This is a genomic window from Longimicrobium sp. (assembly GCA_036389135.1).
GTDB lineage: Bacteria > Gemmatimonadota > Gemmatimonadetes > Longimicrobiales > Longimicrobiaceae > Longimicrobium.
Genome location: DASVQP010000061.1, coordinates 32425 through 48218 on the forward strand (window position 1 = coordinate 32425; position 15794 = coordinate 48218).

At 69.6% G+C, this 15794-nt stretch carries 20 protein-coding genes and 3 tRNA genes; 15 read left to right on the top strand and 8 right to left on the bottom strand.

Annotation, left to right across the window (positions count from 1 at the left end):
* The first annotated feature begins 98 nt into the window (after positions 1–98).
* Both VF584_14405 and VF584_14410 read left to right on the top strand, forming a co-directional pair.
* A complete protein-coding gene (locus VF584_14405) occupies positions 99–722 on the top strand; it encodes a zinc ribbon domain-containing protein (protein HEX8211363.1) in 624 nt (207 codons plus the stop codon).
* Positions 723–757: 35 nt separating this feature from the next.
* Positions 758–1498 (top strand): hypothetical protein, encoded by a 741-nt coding sequence (locus VF584_14410; protein ID HEX8211364.1) that lies wholly within the window; start codon positions 758–760, stop codon positions 1496–1498.
* A gap of 34 nt (positions 1499–1532) precedes the next feature.
* Here the strand turns inward: VF584_14410 and VF584_14415 are convergent, their stop codons facing one another.
* Positions 1533–2129: a PAAR domain-containing protein gene (locus tag VF584_14415; GenBank protein ID HEX8211365.1), complete on the bottom strand. Its 597-nt coding sequence runs from the start codon at positions 2127–2129 to the stop codon at positions 1533–1535.
* A gap of 126 nt (positions 2130–2255) precedes the next feature.
* Between VF584_14415 and VF584_14420 the strand changes: the two genes are divergently transcribed.
* The 9 genes from VF584_14420 (at position 2256) to VF584_14460 (ending at position 9454) form a co-directional block, all read left to right on the top strand.
* Positions 2256–2909: a peptidoglycan-binding domain-containing protein gene (locus VF584_14420; protein HEX8211366.1), complete on the top strand. Its 654-nt coding sequence runs from the start codon at positions 2256–2258 to the stop codon at positions 2907–2909.
* A gap of 96 nt (positions 2910–3005) precedes the next feature.
* Positions 3006–3680, top strand: a complete 675-nt coding sequence (locus tag VF584_14425) for a hypothetical protein (protein HEX8211367.1) — start codon at positions 3006–3008, stop codon at positions 3678–3680.
* A 31-nt stretch (positions 3681–3711) separates the two neighbouring features.
* Positions 3712–4914, top strand: coding sequence for a hypothetical protein (locus VF584_14430; protein HEX8211368.1), 1203 nt, complete (start codon positions 3712–3714; stop codon positions 4912–4914).
* Positions 4884–5426: a DUF4123 domain-containing protein gene (locus tag VF584_14435; GenBank protein HEX8211369.1), complete on the top strand. Its 543-nt coding sequence runs from the start codon at positions 4884–4886 to the stop codon at positions 5424–5426. Before VF584_14430 ends, VF584_14435 begins: the two co-directional genes overlap by 31 nt.
* Before the next feature lie 151 nt (positions 5427–5577).
* Complete coding sequence (locus VF584_14440; GenBank protein HEX8211370.1) at positions 5578–6534, top strand: TIGR01777 family oxidoreductase; 957 nt, start codon at positions 5578–5580, stop codon at positions 6532–6534.
* A 369-nt stretch (positions 6535–6903) separates the two neighbouring features.
* The gene (locus VF584_14445; protein HEX8211371.1) at positions 6904–7191 is read left to right on the top strand and encodes a GNAT family N-acetyltransferase; all 288 of its coding nucleotides are present in this window, start codon (positions 6904–6906) and stop codon (positions 7189–7191) included.
* Between the two features lie 29 nt (positions 7192–7220).
* Positions 7221–7490 (top strand): hypothetical protein, encoded by a 270-nt coding sequence (locus VF584_14450; GenBank protein ID HEX8211372.1) that lies wholly within the window; start codon positions 7221–7223, stop codon positions 7488–7490.
* 129 nt (positions 7491–7619) lie between these two features.
* Positions 7620–8744 carry an endonuclease/exonuclease/phosphatase family protein gene (locus VF584_14455; GenBank protein HEX8211373.1) on the top strand — a complete coding sequence of 375 codons (1125 nt, stop codon included), beginning with the start codon at positions 7620–7622 and terminating at the stop codon, positions 8742–8744.
* Positions 8741–9454 carry a hypothetical protein gene (locus tag VF584_14460; GenBank protein HEX8211374.1) on the top strand — a complete coding sequence of 238 codons (714 nt, stop codon included), beginning with the start codon at positions 8741–8743 and terminating at the stop codon, positions 9452–9454. The genes VF584_14455 and VF584_14460 overlap by 4 nt, the downstream gene beginning before the upstream one ends.
* 299 nt (positions 9455–9753) lie before the next feature.
* Here VF584_14460 and VF584_14465 read toward each other — a convergent pair.
* The 6 genes from VF584_14465 to VF584_14490 form a co-directional block, all read right to left on the bottom strand.
* Positions 9754–9826 (bottom strand) — tRNA-Gln (locus tag VF584_14465).
* A gap of 11 nt (positions 9827–9837) precedes the next feature.
* Positions 9838–9911 (bottom strand) — tRNA-Asn (locus VF584_14470).
* 5 nt (positions 9912–9916) lie between these two features.
* A tRNA-Val gene (locus VF584_14475) sits at positions 9917–9990 on the bottom strand.
* Positions 9991–10098: 108 nt separating this feature from the next.
* Positions 10099–10848: a zeta toxin family protein gene (locus VF584_14480; GenBank protein ID HEX8211375.1), complete on the bottom strand. Its 750-nt coding sequence runs from the start codon at positions 10846–10848 to the stop codon at positions 10099–10101.
* Positions 10845–11072, bottom strand: a complete 228-nt coding sequence (locus VF584_14485; protein ID HEX8211376.1) for a hypothetical protein — start codon at positions 11070–11072, stop codon at positions 10845–10847. The genes VF584_14480 and VF584_14485 overlap by 4 nt, the downstream gene beginning before the upstream one ends.
* A 90-nt stretch (positions 11073–11162) precedes the next feature.
* Positions 11163–11633, bottom strand: coding sequence for a DUF4440 domain-containing protein (locus tag VF584_14490; GenBank protein ID HEX8211377.1), 471 nt, complete (start codon positions 11631–11633; stop codon positions 11163–11165).
* A 229-nt stretch (positions 11634–11862) separates the two neighbouring features.
* Here VF584_14490 and VF584_14495 point away from each other — a divergent pair, with 229 nt between their 5' ends.
* The 4 genes from VF584_14495 (at position 11863) to VF584_14510 (ending at position 15017) form a co-directional block, all read left to right on the top strand.
* On the top strand, positions 11863–12687 hold the full coding sequence (locus tag VF584_14495) for an endonuclease/exonuclease/phosphatase family protein (protein ID HEX8211378.1): 825 nt from the start codon (positions 11863–11865) through the stop codon (positions 12685–12687).
* 49 nt (positions 12688–12736) lie between these two features.
* Positions 12737–13825, top strand: coding sequence for a heavy metal-binding domain-containing protein (locus tag VF584_14500; protein HEX8211379.1), 1089 nt, complete (start codon positions 12737–12739; stop codon positions 13823–13825).
* Positions 13826–13935: 110 nt separating this feature from the next.
* Positions 13936–14586 carry a hypothetical protein gene (locus tag VF584_14505; GenBank protein ID HEX8211380.1) on the top strand — a complete coding sequence of 217 codons (651 nt, stop codon included), beginning with the start codon at positions 13936–13938 and terminating at the stop codon, positions 14584–14586.
* Between the two features lie 38 nt (positions 14587–14624).
* A complete protein-coding gene (locus VF584_14510; protein HEX8211381.1) occupies positions 14625–15017 on the top strand; it encodes a hypothetical protein in 393 nt (130 codons plus the stop codon).
* Between the two features lie 157 nt (positions 15018–15174).
* Here the strand turns inward: VF584_14510 and VF584_14515 are convergent, their stop codons facing one another.
* Positions 15175–15585 (bottom strand): hypothetical protein, encoded by a 411-nt coding sequence (locus tag VF584_14515; protein HEX8211382.1) that lies wholly within the window; start codon positions 15583–15585, stop codon positions 15175–15177.
* Between the last annotated feature and the right edge of the window lie 209 nt (positions 15586–15794).

Consider the following 15794-nt stretch of genomic DNA (forward strand, 5'->3'; position numbering starts at 1 on the left):
CCCGAAAAACATGCTTGCTGCCCCTGATCGTGCACGCCTATACTCCCCGTCTGCACCGCCCCGCCGCATCCCACCCCGCCGAAAAACGAGGGAAAGCCATGAGCGAGATCCAGTTCTCCGACAATCACCAGGATCTCTCGACGGACACCGGGTTCCAGTTCGAGTTCTACTGCGAAGGGTGCCACGACGCCTGGCGCTCCCCCTTCGACCGCTACGCCACCGGCACGGCCGACAGCGTGCTCGGAGTGGCGGAGAGCGTCTTCGGCGGGATCTTTGGCTCGGCGCGCAACGCGCTCAGCCACGTGCGCAGCGCGGGATGGCAGAAGGCACGCGACGAAGCGTTCCGCACCGCCGTGGAGGAGGCGCGGACGCACTTCCGCCGCTGCCCCCGGTGCGCCAACCACTTCTGCGACAACTGCTGGAACCCGGACGAGGGCACCTGCACCACCTGCGTCCCGCGCCTGGACGCGGAGCTCGCCGTCATCCAGCGCGAGGCCAAGATCGAGCGCGCCCGCGAGGCCGCGTACGAGCGCGCCACCGTCAGCGAAGAGGACCTGCAGCAGCGCGTCGTGAGCTGCCCCGAGTGCAGTGCGCCGGTGGGCCGCGCGAAGTTCTGCCCCGAGTGCGGCACCCCCGTCGCCCTCAAGCGCAACTGCGGCTCGTGCGAAGCGGAGATCCCCGCCTCCGCCAAGTTCTGCCCCGAGTGCGGCTCCAAATCCTGACTCTGCGCTATCCTCCCCTTTCGCCACGACCAGCGATGCGCATCCCGATCCTTTTCCTCCTCCTGCTCGCCGGCTGCGCATCCGCGGCGCCCGGCGCGCGCACCGAGGACGAGCCGGCGCGGATCCTGGCGCGGGCCATCGAGCAGGCGGGGGGTGCGGAGGCGCTGGAGCGGGCGCGCGGCCTCACCTGGGACGCGGACGCGACGGTGCACGCTGGAGGACGCACCGTTCCCATCCGCGGCCGCTGGGCCATCCAGCCGCCCGACACGGCGGTCGTGTCCACTTACGCGGTGGAGCGCGGGCCGTCGACGATGCGCCACATCGTGCTCGCGTCGCCGCGCGGATGGCTCGTGGGCGCGAACGGCTTCGCCCCGATGCCGCCGCTGATGATGGCCAGCGAGAAAGAGGAGTTCTACTTCTACTCCGTGATGCGCCTGGTGCCGCTGCGTGCGCCGGGCGTGACGCTCACCGCCCTGCCGCCGGATTCCACGGGGCACCGCGGCATCCTCGCGCGAAACCCGGGGCGGCCGGACGTGGAGCTGTACGTGGACGTTACCGGGCGGCTCTCACGCATCCGCGCGCGCATCCACGACGCCACCACGGGCAATCCCGTGGTGCAGGAGGCGTGGCTCGCTGGCGAGATCGAGGACGCTGGCGTGCGCTGGCCGCGCACCATGCGCCTCACGCAGGACGGCGCGCCCTTTTTCGACCTCACGCTGACAACCTTTCGCGTGCTCCCGGCCATCCAGGACACGCTCCTCGCGGGACCGCGCTAGGCGAGGCCCGTCAGAGATTGCCGGTCAAGACTGCTCACCCTCCAGCGGTCCACGAGCGGCCATCCAGCCGCGGAAAGTCGACGCGGTACCTTCCCGGTTCAAGTCCATCCAGGCGGGCGTAGCCGTTGGCGTCCAGCGCGCCTTCGATGCTGCGCCCGTCCGGCGTGGTGACCACGAACGCCTCGCCGGGCACCGGCAGCCTGTCGTCGTCCACCAGCTCGATCTCGGTCCACACCGTCGCCGCGTCCGATGCCGCGGTGCTGGTGGAGATAAAGGGAACGGCGGACTGGCGCGCGGCGCTCATGGCGGCGGCCTGCGGAGTGCCTGCCCCGCCGCCGCCCGAATCGCCGATCAGCACCGTTGGGGCGCCCGCCGTGATGACGCCCCCGTGCATCGTCGTGTCCCCCATCCGCGCCGCCGGCTTCCCGCCGATGAACACCGTCGCCGAGCCGCGCACGATGGTGTCCGGCGGCCCCGCGCAGGTGCACGTCGTCCCCACGACCGCCGCGGGCATGCCGGCCAGAAATACCGTGGGCACGCCTGCGGGGAGTATGGGTCCGCCCACGTGCGGCTTGGGGCCGTCGCACATCGGGCAGGCGTGCATGTCGCCGACTCGGGCAGCGGGGAGCATCGGCAGGCGGGGTGGAGGTGGATGGACGCGGGACTTGACGCACCGAAGAAGCCTTCTTTCATTGTAACGCCACTCCGATTTCCCCACCAGGGGGAAAGTACTTCCCCGCCACCGCACAATCCCCCGATGCCCCTCCACACCCTCGCCCAGGGCGAATGCGCGCTCAGCATCGCCACACAGCGCGGCACCGCGTGGGCCGCCCTCTGGGAGCACCCGGAGAACGCGGAGCTGCGCGCGCGCCGCCCCGACCCCGCCGTGCTCCAGCCGGGAGACATTCTCTTCGTCCCCGAGCCGGAGCCCGCCCCGCGCCCCTGCGCCGTGCAGACCCGCAACCGCTACACGGTCAAGGGCCGCACCACCGTCTTCCGCCTCCGCCTCCTGCGCGATGGCGACGCACCGCGCACCGCGCAGCCATACCAGCTCTGCGTGGACGGCTTCTGGCACTCCGGCAGCACGGACGGCGAAGGTTGGCTGGAGGCGCGCATCCCCTGCGATGCGCGGCGAGGCGAGCTGGTGCTCCCCGCCCACACGGGCCAGCCCGTCGCCGAAGCCGAGGAGCGCTTCGATCTCGCGTTCGGCCACCTCGACCCCGCCGAAGAGATCAGCGGCGCGCAGGGCCGCCTCCGCAACCTCGGCTTCGCCGCCTGCGAGGTGGACGGCGTCCCCGGCCCGCAGACCGAGGAAGCGCTCCGCCTCTTCCAGGCCGCCGCCGGCCTCGAGGAGACGGGCCGCCTCGACGCCTCCACCGCCGACGCCCTCCGCGCCCGCCACGGAAGCTGACGTGCCCACCTCCGTGATCCGGGGTATCTCCATCTGGCCGGTGTGCGCGGCCATCGTCGCGCTCGTCCGCGCGCACCGATTCTCTACGAAGCTGACATGCGCCCTCTCAAGTTTAAGAAGATCAGGAAAGCGCTGACGTGGAGCGCGCTGGGACTCGCTGCGGCGTCCGCGCCGGTTGCCGCGCATTCAGCAGCCGCGAACCAGTCCGCCCGTGGTGTGGCGCAAACCAACGCTCGGACGAGCTCGTGCGGCGATACCGCGGCCGTGCGCCGGCGTGCCGGAGAGAGCGCGACGGCGTTCCTGATGCGGGTGCGGCCAGCCGGAACGGAGTTGTCGCACCGCGCGCTGGAGGGTGATTTCGGATTCACGCCCCGCGACATCCTTGCACTGTTCGGCACCCGGTCGTCTGGGCTGCTGCACGGGTGGGTGCTGACGCCCGCTGCCGGCTGTCCGGGTCATTACCGCCGCCACGTGCTTCCGCTCGACGAAGTCTCGTTGTGGGAAGTCGCCGCGCCCGCCTACGAGGTGCGGGCGGCACTCCGCGCCAACGCGGACCGGGACGCCGTGCGCGAGCTCGTGCTGATCATCCGCGCCGAAGGCCGGGGCCCAGCCGATGATCGTGGGAATCGCGACTGGAACGTGGAGAACAACGTCGCCGTTTTTGATTGGAATGGGACGCGGTTCGTGCACCTGGAATCCGTCTCTGGGAAGGTGCACGGCCTGCGCACGGCAGCGGCGGTTCGCGAGCGGTTGCGGGCTCTTGGCTACTGATACTTACGCCGACCTCTCACCTCGACCATCCGTGCCCGCCATAGCCGAGAGCGCGCCCGCCGCGACCGACCCGCGCATTCTGGACAACAACTTCCCCGACTCCGACACGGGCCTTCAGCCACCGCGGCGGCGGACGGTGCTCGCGGCTCCGGGCGCGAATCCCGTTGCGCGGAGCGGCGGCAACACCTTGCAGACAGCGGGACCGGCGCTCCAGATCGCGAATCTCGATCGCGAGGATCCACCCGGCTACCGAGCCGGCGGAGTTCCGCGCGCTCCCGAGTTCAACCGAAACGTGCTGGCGATCACGGGCACCCCGGCCATGCCGCCGATCGCAGTTCGCTGCACGCTTCGCGGTTTCTCTCCCCGGCAGACGCCGATCCACTGGCGCCTGCAGTGCCGCCACGTCCTGTCGCGCCACATCAACACCGGGAACTCGCGCTACTCGGGCCGCTCGGAGATCCATCAGCTCGAATGGCAGGGGCGGAGCACCGCGGCGGACTTCACCCTGTTCGCCGGCACTCCCGATCCAGCGGTGCGCTACGATTACAACAGTCCCGCGAACCTCATGGGCGGCCACGCGCTGCTCACCGTGGCGGCGCGTCCCCCAGGTTCCACTGCGTGGCTGCTGGACTACGTCCACCTGCGGATCGGCGGGTCCAATCCCCAGCAGAGGGAAGTAGTCGATCACCTGGTGCGTGTTCTCGCCGGCCGCAATGAGAACGTACTGACGATGGTGCGGGCCGTATTCGCCCACGAATCCGACTACACCCAGTTCAAAGCACGCGCGCAGACGGGGACGAGCTACAGGGGAGTGCGCTTCGACTGGCCCGATGACCCACCGAACTTTCCACTCGCCACGTTCGACTTCGGAGTCGGCGTTTCGCAGTACACCAGGCTCCCGAACCGGCAGATTGTCCGCGAGGTGGCGTGGGATTGGCGCGAGAACGTACGGAACGGGTTGAACCTCTTCCTGACCAGCAACCTGCGTGGGGAGTACACCGCCGGTATGACGTGGCGTGAATGGGCGCGCCAGGCATGGGCCAGGTACAACGGAGGCGGCGCCGGCGCACGGGCATACGCGACTCGCCTCACGGCTTCACCCATCGGACAGGAGGTGAGCAACTCTCCGGTGCCGGCAAGAATCGACTTGAGGCGCGAGACCGCTCACATCCCCGGCCCGGCGCCCCTCGGACCGCCGCCCGCATGGCCACCTCAGGCCGCGCCTGCGCGATGACGCAGGCCGTGGTCGAGGCCGCGCAGCTCCGGCGGTACGCGGAGGCGGGGGAGCTGTACGCCATCATTGACGCGTGCGACCGCGCGGACGTGCCGCCGATGGCGTGGGAGCGGGGAGCGCGCGCGGTTTCGCTGTTCGCGGGTACGGAGGACGCGGCGCTGTGGGCGATCGCGCCGTACCTGTTCGAGACGGACGCGGAGCTGCTGGAGTGGATCGCGGAGACGCGGGCGGCGGATGCGTGGGGCGTGTTCGTGGTGGCGGATTGCGGTCTGGTGGCGCTGGCCCGCCATCTCCGCGAGCTGCTCGTGGTGCGGTCACCGGATGGCGAGTCCATGCGCTTCCGCTTCTACGATCCGCGCGTCCTCCCCGGCCATCTCGAGTGCTGCGATGCGGATGCGCTGCGCGGCTTCTTCGGCCCGGCGCGCGCGTTAGGCGTGGCGGCGGAGGAGGGGGCGCGGCTTTTCTACGGCGCGGCGCGGAAGATCCGGGTGGTGGCCGAACCATGCGCGTGATCTCGCAGGCGCAGGTGGGGAACGTGAGCGGCAGACGAGGTAGAGCAGCTTTCCCGATGTCCGATGTGCCTTCCGGGCTGGCCGCGTGTTCGGCTCGCCCGCTATACTCGTGGCGGGTGTGCGTCACGCGACCAGGTGCATCAAAGGCGAAGTGAAGATCGTCCTCCCCGGTGGGTCGGGACAGGTGGGAACGCTGCTCGCGCGCGACTTCGGGGGCGACGGGCACGAGGTGGTGGTGCTGGGGCGATCCGCGAGCGCGGGGCCCTGGCGCTCCGTGACGTGGGACGCGAAGACGATCGGTCCGTGGGCGGCGGAGCTGGAGGGCGCGGACGTGGTGATCAACCTCGCGGGCCGCAACGTCAACTGCCGCTACAACGCCGCCAACCGCCGCGAGATCCTCGAGTCGCGCGTGGACTCGACGCGCGTGCTGGGCGAGGCCATCGCCGGCTGCGCGCAGCCGCCGCGCGTGTGGCTTCAATCGAGCACGGCCACCATCTACGCCCACCGCTTCGACGCGCCCAACGACGAGGCCACCGGCATCGTCGGCGGCGACGAGCCGGGGGCGCCGGATACGTGGCGCTTCAGCATCGAGGTGGCGCGGGCGTGGGAGCGCGCGTTCGACGAGGCGCCCGTGCCGCACACCCGCAAGGTCGCGCTCCGCTCGGCGATGGTGATGAGCCCCGACGCGGGCGGCGTCTTCGACGTCCTCCTGGGGCTGGTGCGGCGCGGGCTGGGCGGGCGCTCGGGGGATGGGCGGCAGTACGTGTCGTGGATCCACCACGAGGACTTCACGCGGGCCGTCCGCTGGCTGATCGACCGCGACGACTTCTCCGGGGCGGTGAACCTGGCCGCTCCCACTCCGCTCCCCAACGACGACTTCATGCGCGTGCTGCGCGAGGCGTGGGGCACGCGTGTCGGCCTCCCCGCGACGCGATGGATGCTGGAGATCGGCGCCGTCTTCCTGCGCACCGAGACGGAGCTGATCCTCAAGAGCCGGCGTGTGGTTCCGGGGCGGCTGCTGGAGGCGGGATTCGAGTTCCGGTTTCCCGGCTGGGAGGAGGCCGCGCGGGATCTGTGCGGGGAGTGGCGGAGGCGGAAGAGTGCGTGAGTGCATTAGGGCGGGGTGGTTCGGGTGCGGCGTTGCGCGCGTGTGTTCGGCGAGTGAGGTTGTCACCAATGTGGCCGCGGGTTCCGGCGCGGGTGCGGGCACGGGCAGCCACGTGGGGCGGCCCCTACGAGGATCGGTGCGGGATGCGTCGGTCGGGGCGGGGAGGAGGGTGGGCGGACACGCAGGTCAGCCCCTACGAGTTGGTCGTGCACTGCGCAGGTCGAGGAAGGGCCAGGGTGGGCGTGATGAATCACGCCCCTACGATGCGGCGCGGGCTCCCGCGGCCGGGGCGAATCTGAACGCCGAGTCCGCGCAGGCGGACTTTGTGCTGTTGTTGCAGCGAGTTCACTCGCCACACCAAGGAGGAGCATGACACAATCAGCGGTCGTGGACAACGAGGCCGAGGGGCAGTTCGAGGCAGAGACGCCGCAAGGGGTCGCGGTGCTCACCTACGAACGGCGCGAGGGGAAGCTCTTCCTCCTGCACACCGGCGTGCCGCCGGCGTTGGAGGGGCAGGGGATCGGCGGGAGCCTGGTGCGCGCGGCGCTGGAGCAGGCGCGCGAGAAGGGGCACAAGGTGGTGCCGTATTGCTCCTTTGCGCGCGAGTACGCCGCGCGCCACCCCGAGTTCGCGGACGTCGTACAGGCGCCCGAGTAACAACGCCTTCACCCACGCGAGCCCAACACATGCCCGATCGGGAACGCACCTCGGTGGACCACCTGGAGCACGCCCGCGATCTCGTGTGGGAAGCGCTGCAGGCGATGGAGGAGGCGCAGCGCATCATGTTCAAGGCCGGCGACTGCTACGTGAGCCAGGTGTGGGGCGACGGCGTGCGGACCGTGATCGAGATGACGGAGCGGATGGCCGACATCGCGGGCGACCTCTCCACTTCGCACATCGAGATCGGCCGGCTGGTGAAGACGGACACCGCCCGCGACCCGCAGCCGCCCCCCTGACGCGCCGCCCGGCAAGCGCTCCTGAACACACGGGCTCGATCTTCCGGCCCGTGTGTTGCTTTATCCCACCGTTGGGGCCGCACCCGGCGCCCGCGAGCCGCTCCTCCACACACGAACATCGAGCCAGAAATGCTGCCAGGGGTGCTCCGGTGGACCGCGGTAGGACTGGGATCGCTCACCACGGTCGGCACGCTGCTCAGCTTCAGCCGCAGCCCGCACTGGTTCGTGCGGCTGTGGGACTTTCCACGCGTGCAGATCGCAACCATCGCCGCGGTTTCCGGGGGCGGGTACGCGCTCTACTTCTACCGGGGGCGCCCCCTGGAGAAGGCGTTCCTGGGGGCGGTGGGCGCGGCGGTCGCGGTGCAGCTCCGCGAAATCTTTCCGTACACGCCGCTGCACCGCGTGCAGGTGGAGCGGAGCGCGCTCGGGCCCCGCCAGCGGCGCGCCGAGGGGGGCTCCACCATCCGGCTCCTCATCGCCAACGTGCTGATGGAGAACGAGGAGCACGAGCGGCTCCTCGACGTCATCCGCGAGGCGGACCCGGACGTGGTGCTCGCGGTGGAGACGAACGAGCGGTGGGCGCGTGCGCTGCAGCCGCTGGTGGAGGAGTATCCGCACGTCGTCCACCAGCCGCAGGAGAACTACTACGGGATGATGCTCTTCTCGCGCCTCCCGCTGGTGGACGCGAAGATCGAGTACATGGTGCAGGACGACATCCCCTCGGTGCACGCGGTGCTGGAGCTGCCGAGCGGCGACTGCGTGACGCTTCATGGCCTCCATCCGCGCCCGCCCGAGCCGCTGCGCGACCAGGACTCCACCCCGCGCGACGCGGAGCTGGTGCTGATGGGCCGCGCCATCCGCGCCGCCGGCGACGTGCCGACCGTGGTGGCGGGCGACCTGAACGACGTCGCCTGGTCGCCGGTGAGCGAGCTCTTTCTGCGGCTGAGCGGGCTGCTGGACCCGCGGGTGGGGCGCGGCTTCTTCAACAGCTTCAACGCCAACAACCCGATCTTCCGCTACCCGCTGGACCACGTCTTCCACTCAAACCACTTCCGCCTCTGCGAGCTGCAGCGGCTTCCCCACATCGGCTCCGACCACTTTCCCATGCTGGTGGAGCTGAGCTACGAGCCGGATGCCTCGCGCGAGCAGCCCCCCACCCCGGTCGGCGAGGGGGACCTGGAGGAGGCGGAGGACAAGGTGGAGCTGGAGGCGGAGGCCGCGCGCACGGGCGACGACCGCCCGCGACGCGAGTGAGCGCACCCAACTTCGGGCAGCGGGCGCGCGGCTACGCCGTCCACGCCTACACGGCGTCGGGGGTCGCGTTCGGCTTCGCCGCGGCCATCGAGCTGTGCGGCGAGAATCCGTCGCCGGTGCGCTTCTTCCTCCTGAACGTCGCCGCCGTGCTGGTGGACGCCACCGACGGGCCGCTCGCGCGCGCATGGCAGGTCAAGCGCTGGGCTCCGGCCATCGACGGGCGCACCATCGACGACATCGTCGACTACCTCACCTTCACCTTCCTCCCGCTCCTCCTGGTGTGGCGGATGGGATGGGTGCCGGAGCCGCGCCTCCTGTGGATCGTGCCGGCGCTGATGGCCTCGCTCTTCGGCTTTGCCAACACGGGCGCCAAGGACGAGAACGCCGGCTTCTTCCTGGGTTTCCCGTCGTACTGGAACGTGGTGGCGTTCTACGCCGGCATCGCGCACCATTTCGGCGGCCCGTGGATCAATGCCGTGCTCCTGCTGGCGCTTGCGCTGCTCACGGTGCTCCCGGTGCGCTTCATCTACCCCAACCTGGCGCCGCGCCCGTTCAAGATGCCGCTGCTGCTGGGCGCCGCGGTGTGGCTGGGGATGACGATCTGGATGCTCACGAGCTACCCGAGCCCGCCGGGGTGGCTGGTGTGGCTGTCGCTGGTGTACCCCGCGCTCTACACCGCGCTCTCGGTCCACCTCTCGCGCCGGGCGTGAAGCGGGACCCGCGCTTCGGCCCCGGCGTCCCGCGGCGCGTCACCGGCTTCCGGCGGGACGACGAGGGCCACTGGGCGGCCGAGCTGGAGTGCGGGGTGTGCGGATGAGGCCCTCACCCCCGCTCGTTCCTCGCTGCCCCCTCTCCCGATAACAGGAGAGGGCTGCGCCCTCGCAGTTATCGAGAGAGGGGGCGGATCACTTCGTTGAGGCGGCTCCCGAGCCGGCTTCAGCCGATTCATCCCCCGGAATGCACGAAGCGCCCGAGCTTGGCAGCTCGGGCGCTTCGTGTTGGGAGAAAGTAGCCCCCCCAGGGATCGAACCTGGACTTTCCTGAGTCAGAGTCAGGCGTGTTGCCAATTACACCAGGGGGCTCTACTAGAAGGCGCCTGCTCCAGGACTCGAACCTGGGACCCTCTGATTAACAGTCAGATGCTCTAACCAACTGAGCTAAGCAGGCGTATATGGTCGATCAGGGACTCGAACCCCGGACCTCTCGCATGTGAGGCGAGCGCTCTAACCAACTGAGCTAATCGACCCTGGCGCTCGACAGGTCATGAATGTAAAACCCTCGTCGCCATCCATCAACCCCCCCTCCGGAAATTCATCCGACCGCTGGCACGGATGCCCAACAGTGCGAGGGGCGGCTACTCCGCTTCCTGCGAACCCATCCGATCCCAGACGTGGCGTTTGAACCAAGCGGGAACCCGGCTTGTTTTCATCTCCAGCACCCGCCCGTACGTAACTTCAGCGAGCCAGATCGGTTTGCTCCCGGAGTTGTCGAAGATGTACGCGCGATTGGAAGCATGGATCGCGGCGATGAGCAGCTCGAGTGAGCGCGCGTAGCGACTGATGATCTTCTCTTCGGCCACCGGGTGTCCGCCGAGCTGCACCCGATTTTTCACTCGCGACACGTTCACCAGAGGGTCTCCGGTGGCGACGTAATAGAGGTAGGTTCGGAAGCCTTGCGCCTGGGCAGCGCGAAGGAAATCGACCTTGTCGGGCGAAGACATCACGGTCTCGAACGTCACCGAGGCCCCGGAGGCGACGAGCTTGCGGCGAAGGAAATCGGCGATGACTGAAGCGAAGTAGGAGTTCGCCGCCACGTCCCCGAACTCAATCGAATCGCCCCGAACGCGGATCGTGCGCGCCGCCGTCGTGAGTCCGCCGCGCTGGAGGAGGGCCGAGGATTCAAAAAACGCGTCGATCTCGTCCTGGGTTGCATGGACTCCGAAGGCCCGCAGGTCGACGGCGCCCTGATCACGAATCTGCTGCTCCAGCTCGTCGGGATTGATATACGTGCCGATCAGCTCCGGGCGGATGACCGACTTGATGGTGCTCTTTCCCGATCCGTTCGGCCCGGCGAACATCCGCAGCCGGGGCGTGTCCGTGCTCACGAAAGCACGCGTTCGACTCCGGTGTCGAGTGTGACCGGAGGATCGGTCGCTTGGACGAAGGTGCGGGAGCCGTCCGGAGAGATGCGGTAGATCGCTCCCTCTTCGATGACCAGGACGTCGTTACCCGCAGCGAGCGATGCCCAGTACGCCTGCGTCCCGGCTGCCTCAGCGAGCTCCGGGATGTACTGCTCCAGGTAGTCGATCTTCGCGTCGCGGTCAGTCATCGTCCCCGGCTGGTTCGTGGTTCAACTCGTGGAGGTGGAATATCGATACCCCACAATCCCAGGTTCGTGTTGCGGCGATCCGACGGCCCGTCAGCCGGAGTGGTCGTGGACGGCGCGCCAGCCGGCGGCGGTGCGGATCCAGACGAGGGTAAACCAGCCGGTATTGTCCGCCTGGCCGCCGCCGGAGAGGATGAAGCGGCCCGTGCCCAGCGCGGAGCCGGGGCCCAGCGGCCGCACCACCATCTGCTCGAAGCGCAGGTTCTGCTTGGGCCTGCCGCCCTGGAAGAAAGTCCGGGTGAACGATTCCTCGATCGCCGCCACGCCGGGGCGGGGGCCGTTGGGGGTCATGAAGGTGACCGAATCCACGTAGATGGCGAGGTGCCCCTTGAGGTCGCCGCGGTTCCAGGCGTCGGAGGATGCCTGCATGGCGGCGCGGATCTGCGCCTCGTCGGCGCTCCAGCTCTGCGGCACCGGGCCGTTCGCCGCCGGGGGCGTGGCGCACGCTCCCAGGGTGAGGGCGACGAGGAGAGCGCAGATCCCGCTTCGGGAGGTACGGTTCATAGGCCAGGCCGGTGTGCGGGGATGCGGCAAGCGCCGCGTTGCGGAGGACGGCACTCCCAAGGTATGCGCGCGCATCGGCGGATCGCAAACGGCACGTGCTGGGAGCGGGGCCGCGCGGCAGCGATCGGGCACCCGCGGCCGGGCTGGCGTGCGGGCGGCGCGGGCGGCATTGTGGTGCCGATGCGCCGCTCCCGGTCGACGCGGCGTCCCACCCGACCTTCGCCTGCCCGTGACCAACATCCTCCGCCTCCCCCTTTTCGCGCTGGCCGCCCTGACCGCGGGCTGCGCCAGCACGCCTCCGGCCGCATCGCCCGTGCGCGAGCTGTCGGTGCTGGTCTACAACATCCACGCGGGCAAGGATGCCGGCGGGGCCGAGAACCTGCCGCGCGTCGCGGAGCTGGTGCGGAGCACGGGGGCCGACCTCGTGCTCCTCCAGGAGGTGGACCGCAACACGCGCCGCTCCGGCCCGGCCGACCAGCCCGCCATCCTGGCCCGCCTCACCGGCTACTCGGTCGCCTTCGGGCGGACGATCGGCTTCCAGGGCGGCGACTACGGCGTGGCGCTCCTCTCTCGCTGGCCGATCCGCACGGACACGCTCATCCCCCTCACCGTCACCGCGCCGCCGGGGCGCACGGTGGAAGGCCGCGAGCAGCGTGGCGTGCTGCTGGCCGAGGTGGACGCGCCGGGCGGACCGCTCGCCGTGCTCAACACGCACCTGGACGCATCGGGCGAGGAGCTGTGGCGCGCGCAGGAGATCGCCACCGTGCTGCGGGTGGCGCAGATGGCGCGGGAGCGGGGGATGCCGCTGCTCATCGGCGGCGACCTCAACGCCCGCCCGCAGAGCGCCATCCACGACGACCTGCGCGCGGCGGGCTTCCGCGATGCGTGGCCGGAGTGCGGCGAGGGCGACGGGTTCACCTTCCCCGTCGCCACGCCCGACCGGCGGATCGACTACCTGTACCTCACCGGCGCGTCGCGCTGCCTGAGCGCCCGCGTGCTGCCGGCCGACGCATCCGATCACCGGGCGCTGCTGGTGCGGCTGCGGCTTCGCTGATACCGCGTTTCCCTTTGCATCCGTTTGCCCCCAACCCGTTGCCGCGCCCATGAACAGCACCTCCAGCGTACTCGTCGTCAACACCTCGTCCATCATCGGCTGGGAAGTGGAATCGTACCTCGGACCGATCTCCGTCCACATGGTGGCGGGCACGAACATCTTCAGCGACCTCTTCGCCAACTTCAGCGACATCTTCGGCGGACGTTCAGAGTCGTACGGCCACCAGCTTTCGCGCCTGTACGACGATGCGGTGGAGCAGCTCCGCCGGCGAGCTCGCGCAGCCGGCGCGAACGCCGTGCTCGGCCTCACGATCGACTTCGACGAGATCTCCGGGCAGGGGAAGTCGATGTTCATGCTGAACGCCATCGGAACCGCCGTCCGGGCGCGCCGGACCGAGGCTGCCGGGACCGCCGCTGCCCATGCGGGCGCACCGCTCCCATTCGACCAGATGGAGGTGCTGATTCGCCGCAACCGGCTCCTGTCGGACATCAGGAACAAGACCCTGGTGATCTCGGACGAGGTATGGGAGTTCGCGACCGAGCACGCGGTAGCCGAGATGTCGGACTACGCGCTCGGCTCGTTCCTGGGCCTGGATGCGCTGTCGGACAGCCCGCACACGATGGAGCGCGCCGTCCGCTTCTTCAACGCGCTCGATCCCGAGGTGGCCAAGGACCGCCTCTACCTGATGCTCCGCCATACCTCCGCCCCGAGATCGGCCGTCCTGCGGGAGGCGATCATGCAGATCCTCGTTCGGCTCCACCTGGTCGATTACCGCCGCATCTCCACCGCGCTCGAGTACCCGGAGGCCGTCGCGCGCAAGGAAGCCCTCCGGCTCCTCAAGGGGCATCCGGGAATGTACCAGGCGCGCGACCTGGACGAGGCGGTCCAGTTGCGGGAGGCGATCCTGCGCACCTTCCCGCCGCGCTGGACGCCCACCACCCGCCGCGGCCTTCTCGGCGGGGAGAAACCGGCATTCGCCTGCCCGTGCGGAGGCGTCGCCGACGATGACGCGACCCACTGCCCGAAGTGCCACCTCGACACCTACGGCTTTGCCCGAGCGGAATTCCCCCGCGACGAGGCGGTCAGGCTGATCACCGACCGGATCGCGGTGCTGCAGGAGATCTACGCGTCGAGTTGACTCGCTGATGGGGCACGCGCCACCCCGGCCTGCGTCGTGCGATGGCGGGTATGACCGAGGAGCTGGAACTCCCCTGGCCACGCCCTGTTCACCCGGTACTCGGGACTGCGATGCCTGACGAGCGGACGACCGCCTTCGAGTGGTCCCGGTATGCCGACGCCACGCTGGCGGGGCTCTCCGTGCTGATCCCGGTTCCCTTCGTGGACGACGCCTTCGAGGGGCACTTCCGCAGGCGCATACCCGGCGCGGTGGCGCGCTCCCGCGGCCGCGCGATCCCGGCGGAGGTGCGCACGGCGCTGGACGAGGAAGACGCCGCCGGCCGGGGCGGATGCGCGACGCTCCCGCTGCGCCTCACCCTCGGCCTGCTGAAGCGCCTTTCGCGCAAGCTGCTGTACTTCCTCACGGTCAAGACGGCCACCGACCGCCTGAGCCACTACTGGTATCGCGCCTTCCTGCTGGACCACATGCTCGCCGCCGGCCACCTGGACGACCCCGCCACCGCCCGCCTCGCGCACCGCGCCATGGAGCAGGTGCTCGCCGCGACCGCGGGCCCCCTCCCCCAGGTCGCCCGCCAGATGGTCACGAACAGCCGCAACGTGTGGTCCGCCCTCCGCCTTGCCCGCCGCGGCAAGGATTCGGAGGAGGTGCGGGAGATGCGCAGCCAGCTGGAGCTGCGCTGGGGCGAGATCGCGGGGCATCTCGGCGCGGTGGCGGCGCGGTATGATGAGGTGTACCTGCGGCTGCGCGGCGAGGGTGAATGAGAGTTCGTGCGTGCGCACCGCTGGCCGTCGTATTCACGATGATCCAGATCCTCTCATCCGCCGAAGCGCATGGGCAGCGCGTGCCTCCCGCGCAGTTCGTCCCCGCCGCGATCGAGATTAGTTCATCTCCCGCGCTCCCGGGCGGTGGAGATTTCGGGCCTTCACCCACACCCGTGGAGCGGACGCGAACGGGTTCGCTTTACGAACTGCCTGCCGACACGACTGCCAGAGCACTAAGGCGCCGGCTCAGGCCGTACGCGATCGGCGGGGCGGTCGTCGGCGGCCTGATCGGGTATGCGATCATGCCGAAATCGTGTGATGTCGGCGACAACATGTTCTGTCAGTACACGTCGTTGGGATATCCATTCGTCGGCCTGGGCGCAGGCGCCTGGGCCGGGATCCTGGTTGGCTATCTCCGCGAACGCCAGTAGCACCGCACGTTACACGGCCGGCCCGGGCGGGTACGAGGGGCAGCACAACCGATGCGGCCCGGCTACCCCGCGCCCTCCGCCTTCCGCAGCAGCTCCGCCCCGCTCGTCCCCAGCGCCTCTGCCAGCCCGCGAAACACGCGCGCGCATCGTTTCCTCACTAGCGTGCGCGGACACGGCTCGCTTGGTCACGCCACAGAACGAGCGTCGCGGACGTGATGACGGATATCCAGAGGCTCACGATGAGAAAATGCGTGATGATCAGCGCCGGCCCAGCTTCGGCCCAGGCGAGCTCACCCGCGCCCGCGACATGGCGGATGAACATCACCACGCCCAGCACCCAGAGTACCCGTGCCGCGACGCCCACCACGCGCCACACCCGCGACGGGGCGAACGCGAGTGTGGCGCTACCGACTACCACGATCAGCAGCACAGTGAAGTTCGTCCATTCGACAGAGTTCATCGGGGACAACAGCGGCAGCCCGGAAAGTAGGAAGACGGCGATGAGCGTGGAGTAGAGGCTGGCAATCCGAACGAACTTCCCGCGTCTGATCTGAGGAGGGGCGCTCACGAGGGGCTCCGTGCAAAGGCGTGCCGCGTGGCGATCAAGCTCTGAACAACGTGGCTCGCATTAATACGCTTCGAGCGTCACCACAAAGCGCAGTCAAGGAGGCAGAATCGGTTCACCCACGCAAGCTTACGCCCCGCCCTCTGCCTTCCGCAGCAGCTCCGCCCTGCTCGTCCCAGCGCCTCCGCCAGCCCGCGAAACACGCGCAGCGT